The organism is Bradyrhizobium sp. UNPA324, assembly GCF_006658635.1.
Classification (GTDB): domain Bacteria; phylum Pseudomonadota; class Alphaproteobacteria; order Rhizobiales; family Xanthobacteraceae; genus Bradyrhizobium; species Bradyrhizobium nanningense.
Genome location: NZ_LFJD01000004.1, coordinates 2,109,820 through 2,132,076 on the forward strand (window position 1 = coordinate 2,109,820; position 22,257 = coordinate 2,132,076).

The following is a 22,257-nucleotide window of genomic DNA, read 5'->3' on the forward strand; positions in this document are numbered from 1 at the left end:
CTAGCCACCCCTCATCACGTCGGAGAGTCTTGGCCAGGACGATTGCTCGTCATCCCGATGCGCGGGCGCCGAGGTGCGCTCGGCGGCGCGCAATTTTGCGGAACGCGCCCGCGGATTATGCGCGACTTCGTCGTCGCCGGCGACGACGGGCCGCCGCGTCAGCAGCTGGAAGCTCGGCGGTGCTTGCGCCACCTCCGGCAGATGCCGCGAGCCGCCGCCAATCTTCGAGCGCTCAGACAGGAAGTTCTTGACGATGCGGTCTTCCAGCGAATGGAACGAGACGACGACGAGGCGGCCACCCGGCTTGAGCACGCGCTCGGCGGCGGCCAGCGCGGTCTTGAGTTCATCGAGTTCCTCGTTGACGAAGATGCGCAACGCCTGAAAGGTCCGTGTCGCCGGATGGATATCTCCGGGCTTCGAGCGCACGACCCTGCCGATGAGATCGGCAAGCGCACGCGTGGTCGTGAACGGGGTCTCCTGCCGGTCGGCCACGATGGCGCGGGCGATGCGGCGGGAATGCCGCTCCTCGCCGAGCTGATAGATGATGTCGGCGAGATCGCCTTCGGAGGCACGCGCGACGATGTCGGCCGCAGTCGGCCCTGATTGCCCCATCCGCATGTCGAGCGGACCGTCGAGGCGGAACGAGAAGCCGCGGCCGGCCTGGTCGAGCTGCATCGAGGACACGCCGACATCCATCACGACGCCGTCCACGGTGTCGATGCCCTGCGCCGCGCAGACATCGGCGAGATTGGAGAAGCGGTCCTCGACCAGCGTCAGCCGGCCCTCGGAGCGCTGGACCAGCTCGGCACCGCCTGCGATGGCAGTGCGGTCACGGTCGATTGCGATCAGGTGGGTTCCAGGCACGTCGAGGATGGCGCGGCTGTAGCCGCCGGCGCCAAAAGTGGCATCGACATAGATCCCGCCCGCGCGCGGCGCCAGATGATCGATGGCCTCGCGGCCGAGCACGGGAATGTGAGGGGCGGAGCTCATGCGCCAAGCCTGCCGAACGACCAAGCCAGATCGGGGGCGTAACTGCCCATAACGCCTCGAATCATTCCGCGTCGCGGCGGTTCCACGACAAAGCCCCAGTCCAGCATGGTTACCGAGCCCGGTCATCCCGGGTTGCAAACCCAGTGTTGCCAGTGGAATTTGTCGGGCAGCCATGGGATTTCGAGCCAAAATACGCTTTGGCCGCCTCCGGACGCGGGTCGGCTCTTCATCTCTCAGTAACGGCCCTTAGCGTTAAGAAAGCGTTGATCGGCTGGTTACAAGTCGAAAGGTGACGCGGTGGTGATGCTCCATCCACACACATACGCCAAAATAGATCCATTAACTGCGCCGCGCGGTTGCGCACAATGGAGGGTAAAGGAATAGTAAAGAGAAGGGCTTGGCCCATTCTCATCCGACTTGAGTTGCCTATGCCGCCATCCGGTTCGTCCACGCCGTCTGGATCCGATTCGAAGCGTCAACGCGTTCTCCCGGTTCCCAAGACCGCGGCGAACATGCGGACGTTCGAGCCGGACTCCTCCATCGTCTCCGACATCATCCCCTCGCCGAACTATGGCGAGCGCAACAAGGGACGGCAGCCCGACATGATCGTGCTGCACTACACCGGCATGCCCGATGTCGAGGGCGCGCTGGCGCGGCTGTGCACGGCCGGGACGGAAGTGTCGGCGCATTACGTCGTGCTGGAAGACGGCCGCATCGTGCAATGCGTGTCCGAGACCAAGCGCGCCTGGCACGCCGGCGTTTCCTCGTGGGCCGGCGAAGATGACATCAACTCCTGCTCGATCGGCATCGAGATCATCAATCGCGGCCATGATTGGGGCTATCCGGAGTTTCCGCTGCGCCAGATCGCCGCCGTGATCGCGCTGTGCCGCGGCATCATGCTCCGCCGCAAGGTGCCGCCTCACCGGGTGCTCGGCCATTCCGACGTCTCGCCGGCGCGCAAGAAGGACCCCGGCGAGAAGTTTCCGTGGCACTCGCTCGCCAATTCCGGCGTCGGTCACTGGGTTACGCCCGCTCCCGTCGTGCGCGGCGAGACTCTGATGCTCGGCACCATCAGCGACGAGGTGCTGAGCATGCAGCAGGCGCTCGCCAGATACGGCTACGGCGTGCCGCTGACCGGCAAATACGACGCCGCGACCATGGAAGTCGTCACGGCCTTCCAGCGCCATTTCCGCCCGGCGCGGCTCGATGGGGTCGCGGATCACTCGACGCTGTCCACGTTGCAGGCGCTGCTGGCGAGCCTGCCGCCGGAGGGGACGCCGGTCGCATCGAAGTGACGGCGTAAACTCCGCGGTTCGCTCTCGTGTCCCGGACGCGCGAAGTGCGAGCCGGGACCCAGTCGGCGCCACGGCTCGTTGCAGGATGGGCCCCGGCTCTGCAGCGCACGAGAGCCCTACCCCATCTCCCTCATCCTTCGCGCATACAATCTCCGCAACGGCTCGAGCTGTGTCGCCTGCGTCGCCGCGCGGTAGGCCTCGCGCGCTTCGTCGTCGCGGCCAAGCCGCCGCAACAGATCCGCGCGCACGGCGGGCAACAGCTCATAGCCACGGAGCCCGCCTCGGGCACTGATCGCATCGACGAGATCGAGCGCGCGTGCCGGCCCATCGACCATCGACACGACGGCAGCGTGGTTGAGTTCGATCACCGGCGAGGAACCGATGCGCAGCAAGACCTCGTAGAGCCCGGCGATTTGCCGCCAGTCGGTTTGCGCAAAGCTCGGCGCACGCGCATGCAGCGCGGCGATCGCGGCCTGTACTGCATAAGGCTGCGGTCGGCCGGGGACCCGCAGCGCATCGTCGACCAGGCGCAGGCCTTCCTCGATCTGCGCGCGATCCCACAACATACGGTCCTGCTCTTCCAGCAGCACGATATCGCCGGCCGACGTCTTGCGCCCGGCGCGGCGCGCATCGTGCAGCAGCATCAGGGCCAGTAGGCCCTTGACGCCGGCGCGATCCGGCACCAGCCGGTCAAGCAGGCGGCCGAGCCGGATCGCCTCAGCCGCAAGATCGGGTCGCATCAGATCCGCGCCCTCGGTCGCGACATAGCCTTCCGTGAAGACCAGATAGATCACGGCGAGCACGCCATCGAGTCGCGGCGCCAGCGCGTCGCGCTCGGGCACTTCATAGGGGATACCGGCGAGCCTGATCTTCTGCTTGGCGCGGACCAGCCGCTGCGCCATCGCCTCCTCACTGATGAGAAAGGCGCGCGCAACCTGCGTGGTCGACAGCCCGCAGACGGTACGCAGCGTCAGCGCGACCTGGACCTCGGCTGCGAACGCCGGATGGCAACAGGTGAAAATCAGCCGCAGCATGTCGTCGTCGAGTATCGAGGGCGGCTCGTCGACCGTTTGCGCGTTCAGCTCGAGCTCGTGCACGAGCGCCTGCTGCTTGCCGCGGAAGACCGCTTGGCGGCGCACCCGATCGATCGCCTTGTGCTTGGCGACATTGACCAGCCACGCGCGCGGATTGTCGGGCAGCCCACACGCTGCCCAGCGTTCGAGCGCAACCGCAACGGCATCCTGGAGCGCGTCCTCGGCAAGATCGAAATCGCCGACGAGGCGGATCAGCGTGGCCAGCGCTCGCCCCGCCTCGTCGCGGAAGATCTTGTCGATCTCGCCCGGATTCATGCGTCAATGCGCAGGCTAGCCGTCACTTGTCGTAGACCCAGATCGGCCGCACCTCGATCGAGCCGACACGCGCGCTCGGAATTCGCGCGGCGATCTCGATCGCAGCATTGAGATCCTTGGCCTCGATCAGGTAGTAGCCGCCGAGCTGCTCGCGCGTTTCCGCGAACGGACCATCGGTCGTCAGCGTTTTGCCATCGCGCACGCGCACCGTGGTCGCGGTCGTGGTCGGGCGGAGCCGATCGCCGGCCTTGAAATTGCCGTTCCGGATGATGGATTGCGTAAAGGCCTCATATTCCGCCGACATCTTCTGGCTGGTTCCCGTGTCAATCTTCGCGTACTCGGCCTCGTTCTGGTAGATCATCAGCAGATATTGCATCGCTTCACTCCTGTTGTTCGGCTGTGTCGCCGGCATCCAGTCGAACGGGGCACGCTCCAAACGACATCTTCAGGATAAATTATTTGCAGGCCGCGTGCTCAGCGATATCGGCTTGACGAAACCGTCACAAATGCCCATGCGTTACCGGTCAGTCGGCCGGACGGCCGCTCCGGCAGGTGCCGAAAGGCCGCCGGGGAGGAAAGTCCGGGCTCCCTTGACATGCGGTGCCGGATAACGTCCGGCGGGGGTGACCCCAGGGAAAGTGCCACAGAGAACGAACCGCCCCGCTTGGCCTTCGGCTTCGCGGGGTAAGGGTGAAAAGGTGCGGTAAGAGCGCACCGCGGCTGCGGCAACGGAGCCGGCATGGCAAACCCCACCGGGAGCAAGACCGAATAGGGACGGCGTAGCGGGCTGTTCGCGAAAGCGATAACGCCGCGGGGCGATGTCAGGCCCGCCGTCCGGGTAGGTTGCTCGAGGCCGTGTGCAAACACGGTCCCAGAGGAATGGCCGTCACGTATCGTTCGCGCAAGCGGGCGGTGCCCTACAGAACCCGGCTTACAGGCCGGCTGATATCTTGCAACGAGGGGTTCGGCGTGACTGCGCCGGGCCCCTCACCATTTTCATTGCTGTTGATACGATGGAGTTCAGCGGCAGCCCGCGCGATGCTGCGTCTGCTCAGGCTGCGCGCGTGTCCGCCTTCACGAGGACGGGCGCAAGCTCGACGGCCTCGCGCCGCTGCTTGCTCGCCTCGAAGCCGTGCATGCCGATCTGCCATTGCAGCCCGACGATGGCGCCCTTGGTCGGCTGTAGCAATGCGAGCGAGGCGAACAGCGTCACCGGCAGCCACACCGCCAATTGCAGCCAGACGGCCGGCGCGTAGGCGGTCTCGACCGCGAGAATCGCCGGCACCACGAGATGGCCGACCACGACCATTACGAGATAGGCGGGAAAGTCGTCGGCGCGCTGGTGAGACAGCTCCTCGCCGCAATGATCGCAAGCGGGGGCGACTTTCAGGAAACGGCCGAAGAGGTGCCCTTCGCCGCAATTCGGGCACTTGCCGCCAAAGCCACGCCACATCGCCTTCCCCAGAGAGACCGAACCGGCCGCCATGACCACACCTCTTCCCTTTCGACGATCCATACAATAAGAATTTGCATCCATACATTCAAAGGATATGGGCCTAATTGCATGGATTGGACCCCGACAATCTCGGAGCTATCCGGCCCGCGCTACCAGCGCATCGTCGAGGCCATGGAGGCCGACATCGCCGCCGGCCGGCTGGTGCGCGGCCAGCAGCTGCCGACGCAGCGCGCGCTGGCAAAGGCGCTCGCTCTCGATCTCACCACGGTGACACGCGCCTACACCGAGGCGCGGCGGCGCGGCATCATGGAGGCGCGGGTCGGACAGGGCTCGTTCGTGTCGGAGACCAGCGCGCGCCGCGCGGTCGACCTGCCGCATCCCGTCGCGATCGATCTGTCGATGAACGTGCCGCCGCATCCGCTGGAGGCGCAGCTCGACGAACGCATCATCGCCGGATTGGACTCCATCCGCGCGCAATCCGGCCTGACGGCGTATCTCAACTACCAGCCGCCCGGCGGCAGCGCGCATGAGCGTGACGTCGCCGCGCGCTGGATGCGTGCACGGGTGCCGGACGCGCATGCCGACAAGCTCGTGATCTTTCCCGGCACGCAGACGATCCTGTTCAACGTGCTCGCGCACCTTGCGAGGCCTGGTGATATCGTGCTGACCGAAGCCCTCACCTTCCCCGGTATCAAGGCGGCAGCAGTGCGGCTCGGCATCAAGCTCGTCGGCGTCGCCATGGACGACGGCGGCATCCTGCCCGATGCGCTGGCAAAGGCCTGCCGCACGCATCGGCCTAAGGCCGTCTATCTCATTCCGACGTTGCATAACCCAACCACGGCGACGCTCTCTCCCGAGCGGCGCAGTGCCATCGCAAAGATCATCCGCGACGCCGCCACGGTCCTGATCGAGGACGACGCCTACGGCCTGCTCGACCGCTCGGCATCGCCGATCGCCAATCTCATTGCGGAACGGACTTATCTCGCGACCACGCTGTCAAAATGCATCGCGCCGGCGCTGCGCGTCGCCTATCTGGTGACGCCCGACAGCGCCGCGCAGCGGGAAATGCGTATGTCCTTGCAGGCGACCGTGCAGATGCCGGCGCCGCTGATGGTCGCGCTGGTAACGCATTGGATCGAAAGCGGCGTTGCCGATCGCATCATCACCGCCATCCGCAACGAAGCAGTCGGCCGCCAGCAGCTCGCGCAACGCGCGCTGAAGGGCTTCCAGTTCCTGGCCAGGCCCGCCGCGCATCATCTGTGGCTGCGACTGCCCGAGCGCCGGCCCGATGTCGCCGCAGATCTGCTCCGGAACGGACTTGCGATCGTCGCCGCCGATGCGTTCACAGTCGGTGGAACACCGACGCACGCGGCACGCGTCTCGCTGGGAGCGGCCCGGAACAGATCCGAATTGACGGAAGCGTTGCGCATCCTGGTCGGCGCACTGCGGCAGCCCGCCGAGACCAGACAGATCGTCTAGATCATCGACGATGATGGCGATGGCCGGAGCGCACGACCGGCACCGCGGACGACGGATAGGCCTGCGACGCATAGGCATCATCAGGCGCTCCGTGCTGGCCGAGAGCCGCACGCGCCGCAGGCGTAAGCTGGCCGCCATTGAGCACATCGCGGTCAGGATGAGCGGCCTGATAGGCCGCGGGCTCGGACAACTGCGCCTGGGCCATCGTCGGCATCAGCACTGCCGCCAACAGCGCGGCTGCAACGGCGATCTTGGTGCGGGTCATGGTCATTCTCCGTCATCGCATTCGGGACCGAGCGGACGACCACGTCGGGTAGCGGCCCGGATTGAAGTACGACCGTCATGTAGGCGCGTCTTCCGCGAATGCCCGATGCCGCAGATCACGCCTGCGTGCAGCATGGATTGACCTGCACGGCAGCAAGCGTGTTATGCGAGCGATGGCGATCAACTGTTCGGGATCGCCCCCGCGAAGGGGACAATCTGTTGGAAACGCTCACCTATGTCCTGCTGCTGTTCGGCGCGCTGGCCGGGGGCTTCGTTTCGGGGCTGGCAGGGTTCGGCACGGCGTTGATGGCGCTCGGCATCTGGCTCTACGTGCTGCCGCCCTCGCTCGCGGTGCCCCTGGTGCTGATCTGCTCGGTGATCGCGCAGACCTCGACATTGCCCTCGATGTGGAAGAGCTTCGACCTTTCGCTGGTCTGGCCGTTCCTGATCGGAGGGCTGATCGGTGTGCCGCTGGGGACCATGATGATCGCCTCGGCCGACCCCAAAGTGTTCAAGCTGAGCGTCGGCGTGCTGATCCTGATCTTTTCGAGCGCGATGTATTTGAACAAGAGGCCGCTCGCGATCAAGTTCGGCGGCCGGATCGCCGATGGCGCGGTCGGCTTTGCCGGTGGCATTCTTGGCGGCCTCGCCGGTTTGTCCGGTCCGCTGCCGATCCTGTGGGCCAACATCCGCGGCTGGAACAAGCACGAGCGGCGCGGCATCTTCCAGCTGTTCAATTTCACGGTGCTCGCCACCGCACTTGTGCTGCAGACCGCATCGGGTCTCGTCGAGCTCAAAGTGGTCTGGCTCGCGTTGGTCGCCTTTCCGGGCACCTTGATCGGCGCCTGGGCTGGCGCACGCGTCTATCACGCCCTCAACGACAAGCATTTTGGCGATGTCGTGCTCGGCCTGTTATTCCTGTCGGGCCTCACCCTCGTCTGGAACAGTCTCGGCGCGCTCTAGCTCTTCCCTCCGCGCGAGCGCCATGCCGCGGCGACCCGCGGCCCTTCTGCAGCCCACCATCCATACCGCCCGGCAAGCTAGCCGGAGCGGCCGGAGGGGGAACAAGCTGTCGTTACGCAGGCTCGCGAGCGAGAGGCGCAATGGGTTCGGAGCTCTCCTGCTCGAGGGCCTTCTGCGCCAATGTCAGGCGTTTCCTGAACTCGCGGCGCAGCAGCCACAGGCTCAAGCCCGCCTGGAACGTGGTCGCGGCGAGAGACAGATACCAGACGTGCTCGATGCGAAAGCCCGGCCATGTCGAAAGCCAAATCGCCGGCAGCGAATAGGTGAGCACACGCGTCGCCGAGCTCAGGAGCACCGGCTTGGTATTGCCGAGCCCCTGGAACATGCTCGAGCAGGTGAAGATCAGGCCCTGCGCGACCATGTTGAGCGAGATGATCCGCAGGAACAGGAAGGCGATCTCCATCGTCTCACGGTCGTTCGAGAACCCGGCAAGCAGCAGCTCCGGTTTCATCTGCGCAAAGATCATGAAGCTGACCATCACGATCGTGACGATCATAGCGGCCTTGACGAAGGTCTCCCGCACGCGCGCGCCGTTGGCGGCGCCGACGTTTTGGCCGGCAATCGGCCCGGCCGCCAGCGCCACTGCAAGCGCCGGCATCTGGATCAGGCCAAGCACGCGCTGCCCGATGCCGAAGCCGGCCTGCGCCGCCGCACCGAAATCGCTCAGCACGTAATAGACCACTGCCATGAGGATGAACATCATCGCGAACTCGCCGCCGGCCGGCAGGCCGACATTGAGGATCCGCTTCAGATGGCGCGGCTGCGGACGCCACTGCGCCGGATTGAAGGCGACATAGCGCTCGACCCTGCGGAAATACACCAGCAGTATCAGCACGCCGATCACCACCGCGATCGAGCTCGCCAGCCCCGCGCCGGCTACCCCGAGGGCATGGCCGGTGCCCCAGCCCGTGATCAGGACCGGCGCCAGGGCGATATTGACGACAACAGCGAACGCCTGCACCAGCATGGTGGGACGCACGATGCCGGTGGCGCGCAGCGCAGATCCGATCACTTGGGTCGCGAATTGCAGCGCGAGCGCCGGCGTGAACCACAGCAGATAAGTGGTCCCCGCCTCGATCGTGGCTTGATCCGCGGCAACCGCATGCATGTAGGCGCGCGACAACGCGGCACCTGCTGCCAGGGTCAACAATCCGAACAGCACCGACAGCACCATCGCCTGGTTGAAGATCAGGTTCGCATCCGGCCGGTCCTTGCGTCCCACGGCATGCGCGATCAGCGCCATTCCGCCGACACCGAGCACCTGCATCAGCCCATTGACGAGGAAACCGGCATTGCCGGCCGCAGCAACGCCCGCGACGGCCGCATCGCCGAGGCCCGACACGAAGTAGAGGTCGACCAGCTGGCAGATCATGATCGTGACCATGCCGACCATGATCGGAGGAGCCATGGCCAGTATGTGTCTCACGATGGAGCCGTTCGTCAGGTCCTTCATTTCATTCCATCCTTGACGCATTCCTTGGCGGCGTGACAGCGGGACGTTCGCCCCGCTGCCGCGTGCCTCATTCCGCTGCCACGATATGCCCGAGCTCCACCACCTGGCGCTCGAACAGGCCGCGATAGATGCCGCCCGGCTTGCCCGCCAGCAGAGCATGCGTGCCCTGCTCGACGATCTCACCGCGGTCGAACACCAGGATTCGATCGAGGCTCCTCACCGTCGACAGCCGGTGCGCAATCACGATCGAGGTGCGGCCCTTCATCAACCGCTCCATCGCCTGCTGGATCAGCGCCTCCGATTCCGAATCCAGGCTCGAGGTCGCCTCGTCCAGGATCAGCACCGGCGCGTCCGCCAGGAACGCACGCGCCAGCGCCACGCGCTGCCGCTCGCCGCCCGACAATTTCACGCCGCGCTCGCCGACCAGCGTGCCGTAGCCCTTCGGCAGGCGCAGGATGAAGTCGTGCGCGTTGGCAAGCCGTGCCGCCTGCTCGATCGCCTCCAGGCTGGCGCCGGGCCGGCCATAGGCGATGTTCTCGGCAAGCGAGCGGTGAAACAGGATCGGGTCCTGCTGCACGATCGCGACCTGGCTGCGCAGCGATTGCTGCGTGGCGTGCGCGATGTCCTGCCCGTCGATCAGCACGCGACCGCCGCTGACGTCGTAGAGCCGCTGCACCAGCTTGACGAAGGTGGTCTTGCCGGAGCCGGAACGGCCGACGAGGCCAACGCGTTCGCCGGCGCGGATCCTGACCGACAAGCCGTCGTACAGCGGCGCGCGATGGCCGCCATAGTGGAACGTGACGTCGTCGAACACGATCTCGCCGCCCTCGATCGCTATCGGCCGCGCATCGGAAGCATCCGCAATCCCGATCGGCTCGTCATGGATCGCCACCAATTCCTCCATGTCGTTGACCGAGCGCTGCAGGTTGTTGATGTGCATGCCGACGTCGCGCAAATAGGCGTGGATGATGTAATAGCTCGTCAGCACATAGGTGACGTCGCCGGGCGAGGCATGCCCGGACATCCACAGCAGCACCGAGCCGCCGATCACGGAGGCGCGCAAGGCCAGCAACAGCGCGAGCTGCGCCATGGCGGTGTAGTTGTAGCGAAACCAGGTCCGCCGCACCCGCACCCGCCAGCGGCCGATGACGCGGGCGAGCCGCGCGTCTTCGCGCGCTTCGGCGCCGAAGGATTTCACCACCGCATTGCAGGTCAACGCATCCGCCAGCGTGCCGCCGACCTTGGTGTCCCAGGCATTGGAGACGCGCGCGGCCGGCGCGATGTAGCGGGTCGAGAACAGCACCGTCATCGTGACATAGACAAGCGCGCCGAGCGCGATCACCGCGCCGAGCGAAGCCCAGTGCGCGCCGAGCAGGATCATCGATCCGATCAGCACGACCAGCGAAGGCAGCAGCGCCAGCAGGATGGTGTCGTTCAACAGATCGACCGCCCACATGCCGCGGGTGATCTTGCGCACCGTGGAGCCGGCGAAGGAATTGGCGTGCCAGTCGGTCGAGAAGCGCTGCACGCGCAGGAAAGCATCCTGTGCCAAGTCAGACATGATCTTCAGCGTGAACGGCACGATCGCCTGAAGGCCGATGAGCCGCAGCACCATCGAGGCCGCGCCCAGCGCCACGATGGCGCCGAATGCCGTCAGCGCCGCGTGGCGCGCGTCGAGATCGGACGGGCCGCGCGTCAACGCGTCGACCAAATGTCCCGAGAACACCGGCATGAACAAATCGGCAATGGTCGCACCCAAAAGGCCGCCGGCCACAATGAGGCCGCGCCCCGGCTGCTTCAGCCAGTGCCGGAACACGAAGGGGAGCACCACGCGAATCGCGGCGGGTTTCTTGGACAGAGCGGTCATGACATCATCCGGCCGCACGCGCGGGCCGGCTCCATCGATGGACGCAGGCCGGCCACGAGGGCCGAAACGGCGTCACTCAAAACTGACTTTGACTTGGGAAGCGGAGCGATCGGGACGCCTGGTCGAAACCTTGGCCCAATCGAAGCTGGCGGAAGAGGCCTCTAACAGGCCGCGTACATACCGAGCCAGAACACCATCGAGCGCGGGCGTACGATCTGCGAATGCGACGAAATCATGCAAATCCCTCCCGGTTCGATTGGATGAGGTACGCTTTATAGATGCATCGCTCGCGCTTTGCAACGGGGCTCGCGCGAGATCACGGACCAGTGTTGCAAATTAGTGCGCATCGCCACCAGCACCGAACGGCGACGGCGGCCTGTTCAGCAGCACCACCAGGAAGCTGAGAGAGAGATAGAACAGCGTCAGGATGAAGAAGGCATCGCCAAAGCTCATCACCACGGCCTGGCGATGAACCAGCTGGGAAAGCTGCTTCATGGCCATCAGCGTGGAATCGCCAAGTCCCTGAAATTTCTGCATGAACGTGCTCAGGGTTTCGGTGGCGGTCGCGTTGCCCCAGGTCACGCGCTCCTGCAGGCGGCTGATGTGAAGGTCGGTGCGGTCGTTGAGCACGGTGTTGATGACGGCGAGGCCGAGCGCGCCGCCGAGATTGCGCATCAGGTTGAACACGCCGCTCGCGTTCTTCACCTTGTCGGGCGCCAGCGTTCCGAGTGCGACGTTGTTGGTCGGGACCATCGCGAACATCATGCCGATGCCGCGCAGGATTTGCGGCACCAGCAGTTCATAGAAATCATAGTCGCGCGTCATCCAGGTCATCTGGTAGGAGCCGAGCGCGAACACGACGAGACCGAACGCGATCATGTAGCGCATGTCGAGCTTCGCCATGAGCCGGCCGACCAGCGGCGCCACCAGGAACATGGTGATGCCGGAGACGAACATGGTGTCGCCGATCATTAGCGCGCTGTAACCGCGCACCTCGGCGAGATAGCGCGGATAGATGTAGGTCAGGCCATAGAGCCCGATGCCGATGCAGAACTGCAGCGTGCAGCCCACGGCGAAATTGCGGTCGGAAAAGGTGCGCAAATTGACGATCGGCTCGGCCGCCGCGAAGACGCGCCAGAAGAAGGCGATCGCCGAGAGCGCGCAGATCCAGGCGCAGATCGCCACCGAGGTGTCCTGCAGCCATTCGTATTGCGGCCCCTCCTCCAGCACATATTCCAGCGTGCCGAGGAAACCGGCCATGAACAACAGGCCCCACCAGTCGAAGCGGTCGAGCAGCTCGAAATGCGGCTCGTCGAAATCGACCAGCGCCAGCACGCCGACGGTGATGCCGATGCCGGGCACGACGTTGATGAAGAACAGCCAGTTCCACGACATCAGGTCGGTGATGTAGCCGCCGACCGTCGGCCCGATCGTGGGTGCGAGGGTCGCGACCAGCCCGATGATGGGGCCGACGATGTGGAATTTCGTGCGCGGGAACACGGTATAGGCCGAGGCGAACACCGTCGGAATCATTCCGGCGCCGAGGAAGCCTTGCAACGCGCGCCAGAGGATCATCTCCTCGATGGTGGTGGCAAAGCCGCAGAGCAGGCTCGAGGCGGTGAAGCCGGCCGCCGAGATCGCGAACAACAGCCGCGTGCCGAAGGCGCGCGACAGGAATCCCGACAGCGGAATCGCGATCACCTCGGCGATCAGATAGGCGGTCTGGACCCAGGAGACTTCGCTGGAGCTTGCCGACAGGCCGGCCTGGATCTCGCTCAAGGACGCCGAGACGATCTGGATGTCCAGGATCGACATGAACATCCCGAACACCATGATGATGAAGGCGAACAGCCGCTTCGGCGCGATGCGCTCCGAAGCCGGCGCCGCCATCATGGCAGGTGAAGCGGTGGTGGCGTTGGCCATGTCTCAGCTCGGATTAGAGCACGCTGCGAGTTGGGTACACCTCTCCCGCTTGCGGGAGAGGTCGCGCCGAAGGCCCCGGCCCTCTCCCGCAAGCGGGAGAGGGAGCGCACCTGCATTTGCGGCTGCAGCGCAACTCATATCACCGCACCTACTGCGGGTGGATCGCGGTGGGATCGTCGAGGTCGACCTCGCTGTCGGCGTCGGCGGCGCCCTTGTTGGTGTCGACGGTCGCATAGACCGACATGCCGGCGCGGAGCAGGTTCTGCTTCGCCACCGACTTCGGCACGCGGATGCGGACCGGCACGCGCTGCACGATCTTGGTGAAGTTGCCGGTGGCGTTGTCGGGCGGCAGCAGCGTGAACACCGAGCCCGCGCCCGCCGCGATGCTGTCGACCACGCCGGAGAACTTGCGCATGCCGTAGGCGTCGACCTTGATCGTCACCGGCTGGCCGGGACGGATGCGCTTGAGCTGCGTTTCCTTGAAATTGGCGTCGATATAGACGGCGTCCAGCGGCACGATATTGCCGAGGCGCTGGCCGACCGCGACGAAGTCGCCGGTGTTGACCAGGCGATTGGAGAATGTGCCGTCGACCGGCGCGCGCACCGCGGTGAAGCCGAGATCACGTTCCGCCTTGGCGAGCGCGGTCTTGAGCTCGGCGAGCTGGGCCTGCGCTTCGGCCTGCTGCGCCTTGGCGACATCAACATTGCTGACGGCGACGTCATAAGCGGCCTGCGCGGCCTTGACCGCGGCGGCGCCCTGGTCGCGTCCGGCTTCCGAGCTCTCGAAGGTGGCGCGCGAGGCGAACCCCTTGCTGCTCAGCGCCTGCTGGCGCTCGTAATCGAGATCGGCGCGCTTGAGGCCGGCTTCGGCCGAGACAAGCTGGGCTTTGGCCTGCGCGACCTGGCTGTCGAGCGCTGCGACCTGGCGGCCGATGCGGTCGATGGTGGCCTGCTGGGTCGCAATCTTCGTGGCGGCGGCATCGACCGCGATCTTGTAGTCACCGTCATCGATGCGCAGGACGACGTCGCCGGCGCGCACCGTCGCGTTGTCGCCGGCGAGGATCGAGGAGATGTGGCCGGCAACACGCGCGCCCAGCATGGTGTTGTTGGCGCGGACATAGGCGTCATCGGTGGAGATGTAGAAGCGGCCGACCAGGGTGTAATAGCCGGCATAGCTCGCGGCCGCGAGCGCGAGCACCAGGCCGACGCCCATCAGGACGAACTTGCGCTTGCCGGATTTGGGAGCGCTGGCAGCGGGTGCGTCCGGGGCAGGTGCCGCCGGCTTGTCGGTCACGGGCTTCTCCGGCGCCTCGCTGCTGCGGCGCTTGGCTTCTTCGACCATTTGGACGCGCAACTGCTCGGCAAGGGGACCAGAGGTCTCGGCCGCAGCCGCATCGCCCGCGTGCTCCTCCACCGCTTCCTGGCGAAGGACGCGCGCGGCCTGATCTCTCGATACGGCCATCAAGGCCTCCCCAAAAAAGCGCGATCAGGAGACGGCACGCAAATGGCGCGCTCTCCGCTCTCTGATCTAAATACCATTGACCGAACGGTTCGGTCAATATACATAATATTCCCGGCCGGACCCTTACTGACTAATCCTTTATTCGGGTTTCATCGCCGCAGGACCCGACTCAAAAACCTTCCGAGACCCTGAACCAATGGTTGTAGCTGCCAGCGACCATCTGCACGTCGTCCAAGAGGAGGACGGCTCCAAACGTCGCCAGATCCTGGACGGTGCCCGCAAGGTGTTCATGGATCTCGGCTTCGACGGCGCCAGCATGGGCGAGATCGCGCGCGCGGCGCAGGTCTCCAAGGGCACGCTCTACGTCTACTTCGCCGACAAATCCGCACTGTTCGAAGCGATCCTCGAGCAGGAGGCGCTCCAGCACGGCCAGGTCGTGTTCAATTTCGATCCCGCGCGCGATGCCGAGACCACGCTGAAGGAGTTCGGCCGGGCCTACATCCACTTGCTCTGCCGTCCCGGAGGCGGATCGGCGATCCGTACCGTGATGGCGATCGCCGAGCGCATGCCCGATGTCGGCCGCCGCTATTATGCGCGCGTGCTGGACAAGAGCATCAACCGGCTCTCCGGTTATCTCGACGCCCGCGTCGCCTCCGGCGATCTCAGAATCGACGATTGCGATCTTGCGGCCTCCCAGTTCATGGAGCTTTGCAAGGCCTCGCTCTTCCTGCCTTTCGTTTTCCAGGCAGCCCCCGCACCGTCGGAACAGCGCATGACCGAGGTGGTCGACAGCGCGACGCGGATGTTCCTGGCGGCGTATCAGGCGAAGTAGCCGCGCGTTGCGCAGGCCGGGCCGGCCGCACTATATTGCGCCCATGTCCCGTGATCTTCGCCCGCCTGTCGATATTCTCCATTACGAGATCGTCCAGGAACAGGCCTCGGCGCTTGGGCGGATGGGGCGCACACTCGAACAGGCACTGGTGCGGTTGCGCGAGTTTGACGCTGCCCACGCCACGACGGGAACTGTAACCTCGATGCAGCCGACCAGGCGCAAGCTGGTGTTGGAAGCCGGCGAGGCTCTTTGGATGTTCGTGGTGCAGCGTGAAGCGACCGGCTTGCGCGACAGCCGTCACATCATGCGCACCTACAATGTCCCGGGGGAGGTGCAGCGCTGCATGGGGCTGGCGCCGGCAACGGGCATCGCCAAACCCAAATCATGATCACGCTTGGACGCCATCGCGCGCTTGTGCAGGACGCCTGGAGCGAGTTGGCTGTCCGCACCGCGATCGCGGACATCGTCGCCGACGCCGTCGCGGATTTCGATCCCGAAGCGTTTTGGCCCGGTCACCCCGGCGACGACGGGGTGGGCGACGGCAACCCCAGCTTCTACTTTGGCGCGGCAGGCGTCATCTGGGCGCTCGATTATTTGCGTCGTGTCGGCGCCAGCCTGGTCGCACAAGACTTTCGCCCGGTACTGCCGAAACTGCTCGAACTGACGACCGCCAGGTTCGAGAGTAATGCGCCGGCCGGCTACGCCAAACACGGCTCGCTGCTGTTTGGTGACATGGGCGCCGCACTTCTCGCCATGCGCCTTGATCCGACGCCAGCCTTGGCCGATCTCGTCTATCTGCGCGCCGAAGCCAATAGCGGGCTGCCCATCCGTGAACTGATGTGGGGCATGCCCGGGTCCATGCTGGCGGCGATCCAGATGACCGAGATGACGCGCGAGCCGCGATGGCGCGGCCTGTTCGAATTGCAAGCAGCCCGGCTACTGGATGATCTGGAGGAGACGTCGCAAGGCCTGCTCTGGACCCAGGATCTCTACGGCGCCAAGGACCGCTGGCTCGGGCCAGTGCATGGCTTCGCCGGCAACATCATCCCGTTGCTGCGTGGATGGGACTGGTTGACGCCGGCACAGCAGGCGCAAGTGGCCGATATCGTGCCGAAGACCCTAGCGGCGAATGCGTGGCCGTCTGAGCTCGGAACGAATTGGGGTGCGAGAAGCAAGCGCGGGACGCCACCGACCTTGTGTCAACACTGTCACGGCGCTCCCGGCATGGTGACGACATTTGCCGACGCGCCGTTTGCGACACCTGACTTTGATGGACTTCTCCTGGATGGCGGCCGGTTCACCTGGGCCGCCAGACCGCTGACCAAGGGTTCGAACCTATGCCACGGTACTGGCGGGAACGGCTACGCCTTCCTCAAGCTTTACCGCCGCACGAGCGATCCGGTCTGGCTCGATCGCGCACGCCAATTCGCCATGACGGCTATTGTCCAGTATCGCGGCACCAAGGCCGCCGTTGGCCGCGGACGCTATTCGCTCTGGACCGGCGACGTCGGCCTCGCGATCTACCTTTGGGATTGCATCACCGGAGAGCCGCGCTTCCCGACAATCGACGTGTTTTGATCTGCGAGGCCGACCTCAAGATACGGCTCTAGCTCCGCGGAGCTACCGCGTCAGCTCTTCCAGTCTTCGCCAGCCATGCAGGATCTGGCGCGTCTCGCGCGCGAACGCGAACACGTGGCCGCCGCCCGCCGGCTGATCGTAGGCACGATCGATGGGATGGCCGGAATAATGGCAGAACAGCAGCGTGCCGACGGCGCCGTGACCGACGAAAAGCACGTCGCCCGCACGGTTGCGCGACAGCACCGCTTCCGCCTCACGCACGATACGCGATTGCGCATCTACGCCGCGCTCCCAGCCGCGGACGCTGAGATGGGGCTCGGCGAAGAACTGATCGGCAACCTGCTCGAACTCGGCCGGCTTCAGGAAGCCGGTCGCCGAGCGGTCGTTCTCGTGCATGGCCTCGCGGGTCTCGATCATGACACCGAGCTTGGCGGCGATGATCTCGGCGGTCTCGATCGCCTTGCGTTCGCTGCTCGCGACGATCTGCGTGGTGTTCGCGAGCCAGCCCGCGTTCGCCAGCGCTTCAGTTCGTGCGCGTCCGACCGGACTGAGGCCCCATTGCGGCACCGGTACTGAGGGGTCGATTTGCACCTGCGGATGGGTGAGATAGCGGACGATGGACATTTTGATTGAGATCGTAGCCCGCATGAGCGCAGCGATATGCGGGAATACCGTGTCCCGGATATCGCTGCGCTCATCCAGGCTACAAGGCAAATCGCGTCCGCTCAATCGTCGGCGTAGTCGTCTTCCTCGCGCTTGCGCGCCATGCTCTTGCGCGCGCCGAGCGAACCGGTGACGGACGGATCGCGCGCATTGGCATAGGGGCTGCGCGACTGCGCACGCGCAGCGACCTCTTCGCCGGAGACGGCGGCAGGCTGGCAGATCAGGCGGCGGCTGGCGCGGCGCATCAGATCGACGTGGATGTGATCGTAGTGATAGACGTTCGACCCCGGCGCGAGCACCGTCGTGAAATGCGCGCAGGCGCCCGATTGCACGTCGCGCAGGAACCCCTGCTCCTCCGGCATGCCGCGCCAGCCGTCCTTCACGGTGACGCGGCGTCCGTCGGCGAGCACGAACGCGGCAACATCGAGCGCGTTGCCGAAGGCGTGCTCGGAGATATGAGAATGCGGATTGCCGTTCATGCCGCGGCAGGAATAGGCGGAGATCTGCTTGATCTCGGCGACGCGGACGCCGAACCAGCGCATCGCCGAAGGCTGCACGGTGTCGGCGAGCCAGCGATCGAGCTCGGATACGATCGGACAGGCGAGCGTCGCGGTCGGCTTGATCGCGACCGGACCGACCGCCGTGACGGGATTGCCCTGCGCGGGGCCGAGGCGCGGCAGCGGTTGCTGCGCAGGCGCCTGCGAGTAAGGCGCCGGCCGGGCCGGATAGCTCGGCGCATTCATGTAGCGCGCCGCGCCTGCGGCGTCGGTGCCATCGGGCGGCAGGTCGATCTCGTCCTCCTGCGCCGCCACGCCGGGCGCGTTCAGCGACATCGGCCCGGACGAAGCACCATAGCCGGCGGGTTGGGCCACCGTGCTTTCGGGATAGTTCGGCCGTTGCGGAGTGGACGACGCCGGATAATTCTGGCTCTGCGGATAATTCGGCCGCTGCGCCACCGGCCAACGCGGCTGGCCGCCGATGCTGCCGGGCGGCCGCAGCTCCTCATCGGCAAAGCCGTAGCTGCCCGAGGCTTCGCCGAGGGCCGCGACCTTCAGCGGAAACTCGGCGCCGCACATGCCGGGCCCGGAGATCGGGTCGATCCGGACGAGATCCGGCCCCTCTTTCACCGCGCCCGATTTCAGGCATGCGGCTTCCGCCTCGGCCCGCCACGGTTCGCGTTCGGCCTGGAAGAAGCCGCGTCCGCAACCCGCTAGCGAAACAAGGACGATGGAGCCGACGAGATACAAACGAACTCCGCGCGTCATGCACGCAGGTTCGGTGAATTTACTTAAAGACTCTTCAACACGTTGATTTCACCGATCTTTAACCATGTAGGCGCGCGCCTGCCGAACCCAGGCAGAACTGAGCGACAGCAGGGCTGACTTTTTCACGACGAGTCTCTCTGTTAACTATGATGCTCGCGCGCAAACTGGCGCGCGTGGAGGGAGCGACCTCATGACGTTCGCCGGGAGACTGAGCGTAGTCACCGCCTACCTCGCCATGGCCTTCGTCGGCGCCATCGTGCTCGGCATGATCTAGACGGCAGCAGTCGACCACACGGGCCCGCCCTTCTCCCCTCGCGCGGTGCCTCGATCCGCGTCCAGTCGTTGCCCGAGCACCAGAAGCGGCCAAGCGCGCAGGCCTCGACCTGAAGCCTGCCGAAGCTCTTCAGCGTCACCGTCGCGCAATAGGTGTTGCCGCTGGAGCGGCTGTAGATGCTGCCGGTCCAGGCGTCGTGCGATTTCGGCTTCATGTTGACCACCACGCTCTCGCCCGCTGCCTCGCCCAGACAGCGCGCCAGCGTTGTGACGTTCATCACAGAACGCCCGGCCGGTCCGGCATAGGATCGAACCGCGCGTCATCGACCAGCGACTTCAGTCCATATCGGGACCACGCCATTTCGGAGGTTGTCATGAACAAGCTCGCCATCGCCGCCACCGCGCTCTTCCTGGCGTCGACCGCCGCCGCCGATGCCGGCGGCAATTCGATCTCGTTCCAGATCGAGGGCCAGCACATCCGCATCGAGACGCCGCGCAACTGCGCCTCGCTCAATTGCGTGACCATCGTCGCGCCGGGCCTGTCGGACAAGCCGATCAAGCTGAACAACATCAATCTCAAGGGCCTCGGCGGCTCCAAGGATGATGACGTCGACACCACGCCGGCTCCGGCCACGACCGCGCAGCCCGCGCCGCCACCGGTGCAGCAGCAGCCCGTGCAGCAGGCGCCGCTTCAGGCGACCGCACCGGCCGCGCCTGCCGCTCCCGCCCCGGCCGCGACGGTTGCCGCCGCGCCGTCCGTCGATACGACGACGCAGCCCCCACCGGTTGCGGCTCCCGCCCCTGCACCCGCGCCAGTCGCGGTTGCTCCCGCGCCCGCTCCGGCTCCAGTGACCGCCGCGCCTGTGGCCACGCCGAACTCGCCGATCGGCGTGTGGGCGACCGAAGAAGGCAAGGGCAAAGTCCGCGTCGAGCAGTGCGGCGCCGATCTCTGCGGCTACGCCGAGAAGACCAACGAGCGCATCCTGATCAACATGAAGCCCGAGGGCGCGAAGTGGACCGGCCGCATCCACGATCCCAACTCGGGCCGTAATTACGACTCGACCATCGCGATGAAGGGTCCGAATGCGATGCGCGTGCAGGGCTGCGCCTTCGGCGGCATGTTCTGCGGCGGCCAGACCTGGAAGCGGGTGAGCTGAAGGGCGGAGCGTCAACCCAACGATACCCACAACTCTTCGTCATGCCCGGGCTTGTCCCGCTTGCGCGGCCGAAGCCGCTTCGGCGAGGCGAAGGCCCGGGCATCCACGTTCTTAGTGACGCAAAACAAGGCGTGGATGGCCGGGACAAGCCCGGCCATGACGGCGTAGAGATCTTCGAGCCCAATTCGCTAGCGTCGCCTAGCCTCTGACGTTCGCCCAGCGCATGCGACACACGTTCATCCGCCATTCAGGTCTCCCCGGCTGAAATCGGCCGATCTCGCCTCGCGTTCTCACCGGGACTTCCTCGTGACATCTATGCTGGCTTGGCGCCGCTTCGTGTTCGCGCTTGCGCTGCTGGCATTACCGCTGGCAGGCAGCAGCGTGGTGTATGCATCCGATGCAATCGAGATCGCGCAGGCGCAGCCGCAGGCAGAGCCGGCGCCTGGCCCCTCCCCGACGCCTTCGGCTTCGCCGGCTCCGGCGGCAGACGCGCAAGCGACCGCCGTCGAGCCGATCGGCAACGTCGCGACCGTCACGGGGATCGCAACCGTGATCCGTGACAAGAACTCCTATCCGCTCCGCGTGCGCGACGACATCTACCTGAACGACATCGTGCAGACTTCGTCGAACTCCACGCTCGGCATCACCTTCAACGACGCCACCACGTTCAACCTCTCCGCCAGTTCGAAGATCACCATCGACAATTACGTCTATGAGGACGGCGGCAAGCAGAACTCCGGAATCTTCGACATCGGCAAGGGCACGGTCGCCTTCGTTGCTGCTGCCGTGGCGAAGACCGGCAACATGAAGATCACGACGCCGACGGCGACGCTCGGCATCCGCGGCACCACCGGCGTCGTCGACGTGCCCGAAGGCGCGGCCGCGAACAGCGCGCGCAACGTCAACATCAAGCTCTATCCCGACGCCGACGGCCGCGTCGGTCACATCGACGTCGACGACCGCACCAGCGGCACGCGGCTCGGCGCGCTGACGCAAGGCGCGAGCGGCTTTGCGATCCGGCCCGGCGGCGCGGGCGGCATGCGCTTCGCCGCCGTGCCGATCACGATTCCCGCGCAGCAGATCGCGCGCGACCGCAGCTTCGTCAGCCAGGTCCATCTGGCGCAGACCACGGGCCGCCAGATCGTCACCGAGCAGCGCGACTTCCGCCGCGCCAATCCGACCGCGCAGAGCCGCATCCCGCGGCCGGCGCAGCCGCCGCAGCAACAGCAATTGCGGCCGGCGACCGTACCCGGTCAGCAGCCACAGCGACCGGACGGGCCGCCCGGCCAGAACAACCGTCCGGGTCAGCAGCAGCCGGGCGCGCCGGGCCGGCAAGGCGCCCAGCCGCAGCGGCAAGGCGGCGCGGTGCAGCCGGGCAACCCACGTGCGGGTCAGGGGCCGCAGCGAGGCCAGCAGCGACAGGGTCAGCCGCAACCCGGTCAGCAGCAAGGTGCCGGACGTCCAAGTGCACCGCGCACGGGACAGGGCACAGCGCCCAACGGCACGCCGCAAACCCAGCCGCCGCGCGGCGGACGAATTCAGCCCGGAGGAGTCGTACCGCCGCAGCAGCCGGGCCCACAGCCGCAACTGCCGCGGACCGGCATGCAACCCGGCCAGCCGCCCGCGGCTCAATCGCCAGGCTTGCAGCGCCCCGGCGGATTCCAGCAGCGCCTCCCGGCCGCACAGCGCCCGGCAGCCCCGCGCAAACCGGCGCCCGCTTCGAAGGAGAAGGAGCGGCGGTGACAATGCCGCCCCTCACCCTGAGGAGCTTGCGAAGCAAGCGTCTCGAAGGGCGAGGCCACAGTCGGGCCGCATGGTTCGAGACGCGCGCGATGCGCGCTCCTCACCATGAGGGTCAACGTCGAGCACGCCGCTCTCTCCTCCGTCATTGCGGAGCGCAGCGAAGCAATCCGGGAGCCCCTCGGCGG

The 22,257-nt window shown here is 65.9% G+C and carries 20 protein-coding genes and 1 other RNA gene; 9 read left to right on the plus strand and 12 right to left on the minus strand.

The window, feature by feature from the left end; translation table 11 throughout:
- Positions 1-990, minus strand: a complete 990-nt coding sequence (rsmH, locus tag UNPA324_RS10240) for a 16S rRNA (cytosine(1402)-N(4))-methyltransferase RsmH (RefSeq protein WP_181769347.1) — start codon at positions 988-990, stop codon at positions 1-3.
- 512 nt (positions 991-1,502) lie between these two features.
- Here rsmH and UNPA324_RS10245 point away from each other — a divergent pair.
- Positions 1,503-2,285, plus strand: coding sequence for an N-acetylmuramoyl-L-alanine amidase (locus tag UNPA324_RS10245; protein WP_141934606.1), 783 nt, complete (start codon positions 1,503-1,505; stop codon positions 2,283-2,285).
- A 116-nt stretch (positions 2,286-2,401) separates the two neighbouring features.
- On the opposite strand, the gene UNPA324_RS10250 is transcribed toward UNPA324_RS10245, so the two are convergent.
- Both UNPA324_RS10250 and UNPA324_RS10255 read right to left on the minus strand, forming a co-directional pair.
- Positions 2,402-3,634 (minus strand): RNA polymerase sigma factor, encoded by a 1,233-nt coding sequence (locus UNPA324_RS10250; RefSeq protein ID WP_141934607.1) that lies wholly within the window; start codon positions 3,632-3,634, stop codon positions 2,402-2,404.
- A 22-nt stretch (positions 3,635-3,656) separates the two neighbouring features.
- A complete protein-coding gene (locus tag UNPA324_RS10255) occupies positions 3,657-4,010 on the minus strand; it encodes a YciI family protein (protein ID WP_128918517.1) in 354 nt (117 codons plus the stop codon).
- 148 nt (positions 4,011-4,158) lie between these two features.
- Between UNPA324_RS10255 and rnpB the strand changes: the two genes are divergently transcribed.
- An RNA gene (gene rnpB / locus UNPA324_RS10260) (RNase P RNA component class A) lies at positions 4,159-4,584 on the plus strand.
- A 101-nt stretch (positions 4,585-4,685) separates the two neighbouring features.
- On the opposite strand, the gene UNPA324_RS10265 is transcribed toward rnpB, so the two are convergent.
- A complete protein-coding gene (locus UNPA324_RS10265) occupies positions 4,686-5,150 on the minus strand; it encodes a DUF983 domain-containing protein (RefSeq protein ID WP_164936126.1) in 465 nt (154 codons plus the stop codon).
- A gap of 48 nt (positions 5,151-5,198) precedes the next feature.
- Between UNPA324_RS10265 and UNPA324_RS10270 the strand changes: the two genes are divergently transcribed.
- A complete protein-coding gene (locus tag UNPA324_RS10270) occupies positions 5,199-6,569 on the plus strand; it encodes an aminotransferase-like domain-containing protein (RefSeq protein WP_128918519.1) in 1,371 nt (456 codons plus the stop codon).
- A 1-nt stretch (position 6,570) separates the two neighbouring features.
- Here UNPA324_RS10270 and UNPA324_RS10275 read toward each other — a convergent pair whose 3' ends face one another.
- A complete protein-coding gene (locus UNPA324_RS10275; protein WP_164936127.1) occupies positions 6,571-6,834 on the minus strand; it encodes a hypothetical protein in 264 nt (87 codons plus the stop codon).
- A 218-nt stretch (positions 6,835-7,052) separates the two neighbouring features.
- Between UNPA324_RS10275 and UNPA324_RS10280 the strand changes: the two genes are divergently transcribed.
- Positions 7,053-7,796, plus strand: coding sequence for a sulfite exporter TauE/SafE family protein (locus UNPA324_RS10280; RefSeq protein WP_128918521.1), 744 nt, complete (start codon positions 7,053-7,055; stop codon positions 7,794-7,796).
- 112 nt (positions 7,797-7,908) lie between these two features.
- Here UNPA324_RS10280 and UNPA324_RS10285 read toward each other — a convergent pair whose 3' ends face one another.
- The 4 genes from UNPA324_RS10285 to UNPA324_RS10300 all read right to left on the minus strand — a co-directional run bounded on the left by UNPA324_RS10285 (position 7,909) and on the right by UNPA324_RS10300 (position 14,561).
- On the minus strand, positions 7,909-9,309 hold the full coding sequence (locus tag UNPA324_RS10285; protein WP_181769348.1) for an MATE family efflux transporter: 1,401 nt from the start codon (positions 9,307-9,309) through the stop codon (positions 7,909-7,911).
- 67 nt (positions 9,310-9,376) lie between these two features.
- Complete coding sequence (locus tag UNPA324_RS10290; protein ID WP_181769349.1) at positions 9,377-11,176, minus strand: ABC transporter ATP-binding protein; 1,800 nt, start codon at positions 11,174-11,176, stop codon at positions 9,377-9,379.
- 336 nt (positions 11,177-11,512) lie between these two features.
- A complete protein-coding gene (locus UNPA324_RS10295) occupies positions 11,513-13,099 on the minus strand; it encodes a DHA2 family efflux MFS transporter permease subunit (RefSeq protein WP_128918524.1) in 1,587 nt (528 codons plus the stop codon).
- A gap of 148 nt (positions 13,100-13,247) precedes the next feature.
- Positions 13,248-14,561 (minus strand): HlyD family secretion protein, encoded by a 1,314-nt coding sequence (locus UNPA324_RS10300; RefSeq protein ID WP_141934610.1) that lies wholly within the window; start codon positions 14,559-14,561, stop codon positions 13,248-13,250.
- Positions 14,562-14,757: 196 nt separating this feature from the next.
- On the opposite strand from UNPA324_RS10300, the gene UNPA324_RS10305 reads away from it, so the two are divergent.
- From UNPA324_RS10305 to UNPA324_RS10315, 3 genes are read left to right on the plus strand one after another with little or no spacing between them, the layout of a single operon-like run.
- Positions 14,758-15,393 (plus strand): TetR/AcrR family transcriptional regulator, encoded by a 636-nt coding sequence (locus UNPA324_RS10305; RefSeq protein ID WP_128918526.1) that lies wholly within the window; start codon positions 14,758-14,760, stop codon positions 15,391-15,393.
- Between the two features lie 43 nt (positions 15,394-15,436).
- Entirely contained in the window at positions 15,437-15,781 is a 345-nt protein-coding gene (locus UNPA324_RS10310; RefSeq protein WP_141934611.1) for a DUF6665 family protein, read from the plus strand.
- A complete protein-coding gene (locus UNPA324_RS10315; RefSeq protein WP_141934612.1) occupies positions 15,778-16,971 on the plus strand; it encodes a lanthionine synthetase C family protein in 1,194 nt (397 codons plus the stop codon). The genes UNPA324_RS10310 and UNPA324_RS10315 overlap by 4 nt, the downstream gene beginning before the upstream one ends.
- 42 nt (positions 16,972-17,013) lie before the next feature.
- On the opposite strand, the gene UNPA324_RS10320 is transcribed toward UNPA324_RS10315, so the two are convergent.
- From UNPA324_RS10320 to UNPA324_RS10330, 3 genes are all read right to left on the minus strand, one after another.
- Positions 17,014-17,595, minus strand: coding sequence for a histidine phosphatase family protein (locus UNPA324_RS10320; RefSeq protein WP_128918528.1), 582 nt, complete (start codon positions 17,593-17,595; stop codon positions 17,014-17,016).
- Positions 17,596-17,696: 101 nt separating this feature from the next.
- Positions 17,697-18,899, minus strand: coding sequence for an extensin family protein (locus UNPA324_RS10325; protein WP_128918529.1), 1,203 nt, complete (start codon positions 18,897-18,899; stop codon positions 17,697-17,699).
- A 218-nt stretch (positions 18,900-19,117) separates the two neighbouring features.
- Positions 19,118-19,450, minus strand: coding sequence for a DUF2147 domain-containing protein (locus UNPA324_RS10330; protein WP_245471712.1), 333 nt, complete (start codon positions 19,448-19,450; stop codon positions 19,118-19,120).
- A gap of 96 nt (positions 19,451-19,546) precedes the next feature.
- Between UNPA324_RS10330 and UNPA324_RS10335 the strand changes: the two genes are divergently transcribed.
- On the plus strand, positions 19,547-20,329 hold the full coding sequence (locus tag UNPA324_RS10335; RefSeq protein ID WP_141934613.1) for a DUF2147 domain-containing protein: 783 nt from the start codon (positions 19,547-19,549) through the stop codon (positions 20,327-20,329).
- 315 nt (positions 20,330-20,644) lie between these two features.
- Complete coding sequence (locus UNPA324_RS10340; RefSeq protein ID WP_181769654.1) at positions 20,645-22,072, plus strand: FecR domain-containing protein; 1,428 nt, start codon at positions 20,645-20,647, stop codon at positions 22,070-22,072.
- Positions 22,073-22,257: the final 185 nt, after the last annotated feature.

Coding starts and splice junctions, on each gene's coding strand:
- rsmH (WP_181769347.1), bottom strand. CDS start 990: ATGAGCTCCGCCCCTCACATTCCCGTGCTCGGCCGCGAGGCCATCGAT.
- UNPA324_RS10245 (WP_141934606.1), top strand. CDS start 1,503: ATGCGGACGTTCGAGCCGGACTCCTCCATCGTCTCCGACATCATCCCC.
- UNPA324_RS10250 (WP_141934607.1), bottom strand. CDS start 3,634: ATGAATCCGGGCGAGATCGACAAGATCTTCCGCGACGAGGCGGGGCGA.
- UNPA324_RS10255 (WP_128918517.1), bottom strand. CDS start 4,010: ATGCAATATCTGCTGATGATCTACCAGAACGAGGCCGAGTACGCGAAG.
- UNPA324_RS10265 (WP_164936126.1), bottom strand. CDS start 5,150: ATGGATCGTCGAAAGGGAAGAGGTGTGGTCATGGCGGCCGGTTCGGTC.
- UNPA324_RS10270 (WP_128918519.1), top strand. CDS start 5,199: ATGGATTGGACCCCGACAATCTCGGAGCTATCCGGCCCGCGCTACCAG.
- UNPA324_RS10275 (WP_164936127.1), bottom strand. CDS start 6,834: ATGACCCGCACCAAGATCGCCGTTGCAGCCGCGCTGTTGGCGGCAGTG.
- UNPA324_RS10285 (WP_181769348.1), bottom strand. CDS start 9,309: ATGAAGGACCTGACGAACGGCTCCATCGTGAGACACATACTGGCCATG.
- UNPA324_RS10290 (WP_181769349.1), bottom strand. CDS start 11,176: ATGACCGCTCTGTCCAAGAAACCCGCCGCGATTCGCGTGGTGCTCCCC.
- UNPA324_RS10295 (WP_128918524.1), bottom strand. CDS start 13,099: ATGGCCAACGCCACCACCGCTTCACCTGCCATGATGGCGGCGCCGGCT.
- UNPA324_RS10300 (WP_141934610.1), bottom strand. CDS start 14,561: ATGGCCGTATCGAGAGATCAGGCCGCGCGCGTCCTTCGCCAGGAAGCG.
- UNPA324_RS10305 (WP_128918526.1), top strand. CDS start 14,758: ATGGTTGTAGCTGCCAGCGACCATCTGCACGTCGTCCAAGAGGAGGAC.
- UNPA324_RS10310 (WP_141934611.1), top strand. CDS start 15,437: ATGTCCCGTGATCTTCGCCCGCCTGTCGATATTCTCCATTACGAGATC.
- UNPA324_RS10315 (WP_141934612.1), top strand. CDS start 15,778: ATGATCACGCTTGGACGCCATCGCGCGCTTGTGCAGGACGCCTGGAGC.
- UNPA324_RS10320 (WP_128918528.1), bottom strand. CDS start 17,595: ATGTCCATCGTCCGCTATCTCACCCATCCGCAGGTGCAAATCGACCCC.
- UNPA324_RS10325 (WP_128918529.1), bottom strand. CDS start 18,899: ATGACGCGCGGAGTTCGTTTGTATCTCGTCGGCTCCATCGTCCTTGTT.
- UNPA324_RS10330 (WP_245471712.1), bottom strand. CDS start 19,450: ATGAACGTCACAACGCTGGCGCGCTGTCTGGGCGAGGCAGCGGGCGAG.
- UNPA324_RS10335 (WP_141934613.1), top strand. CDS start 19,547: ATGAACAAGCTCGCCATCGCCGCCACCGCGCTCTTCCTGGCGTCGACC.
- UNPA324_RS10340 (WP_181769654.1), top strand. CDS start 20,645: ATGCTGGCTTGGCGCCGCTTCGTGTTCGCGCTTGCGCTGCTGGCATTA.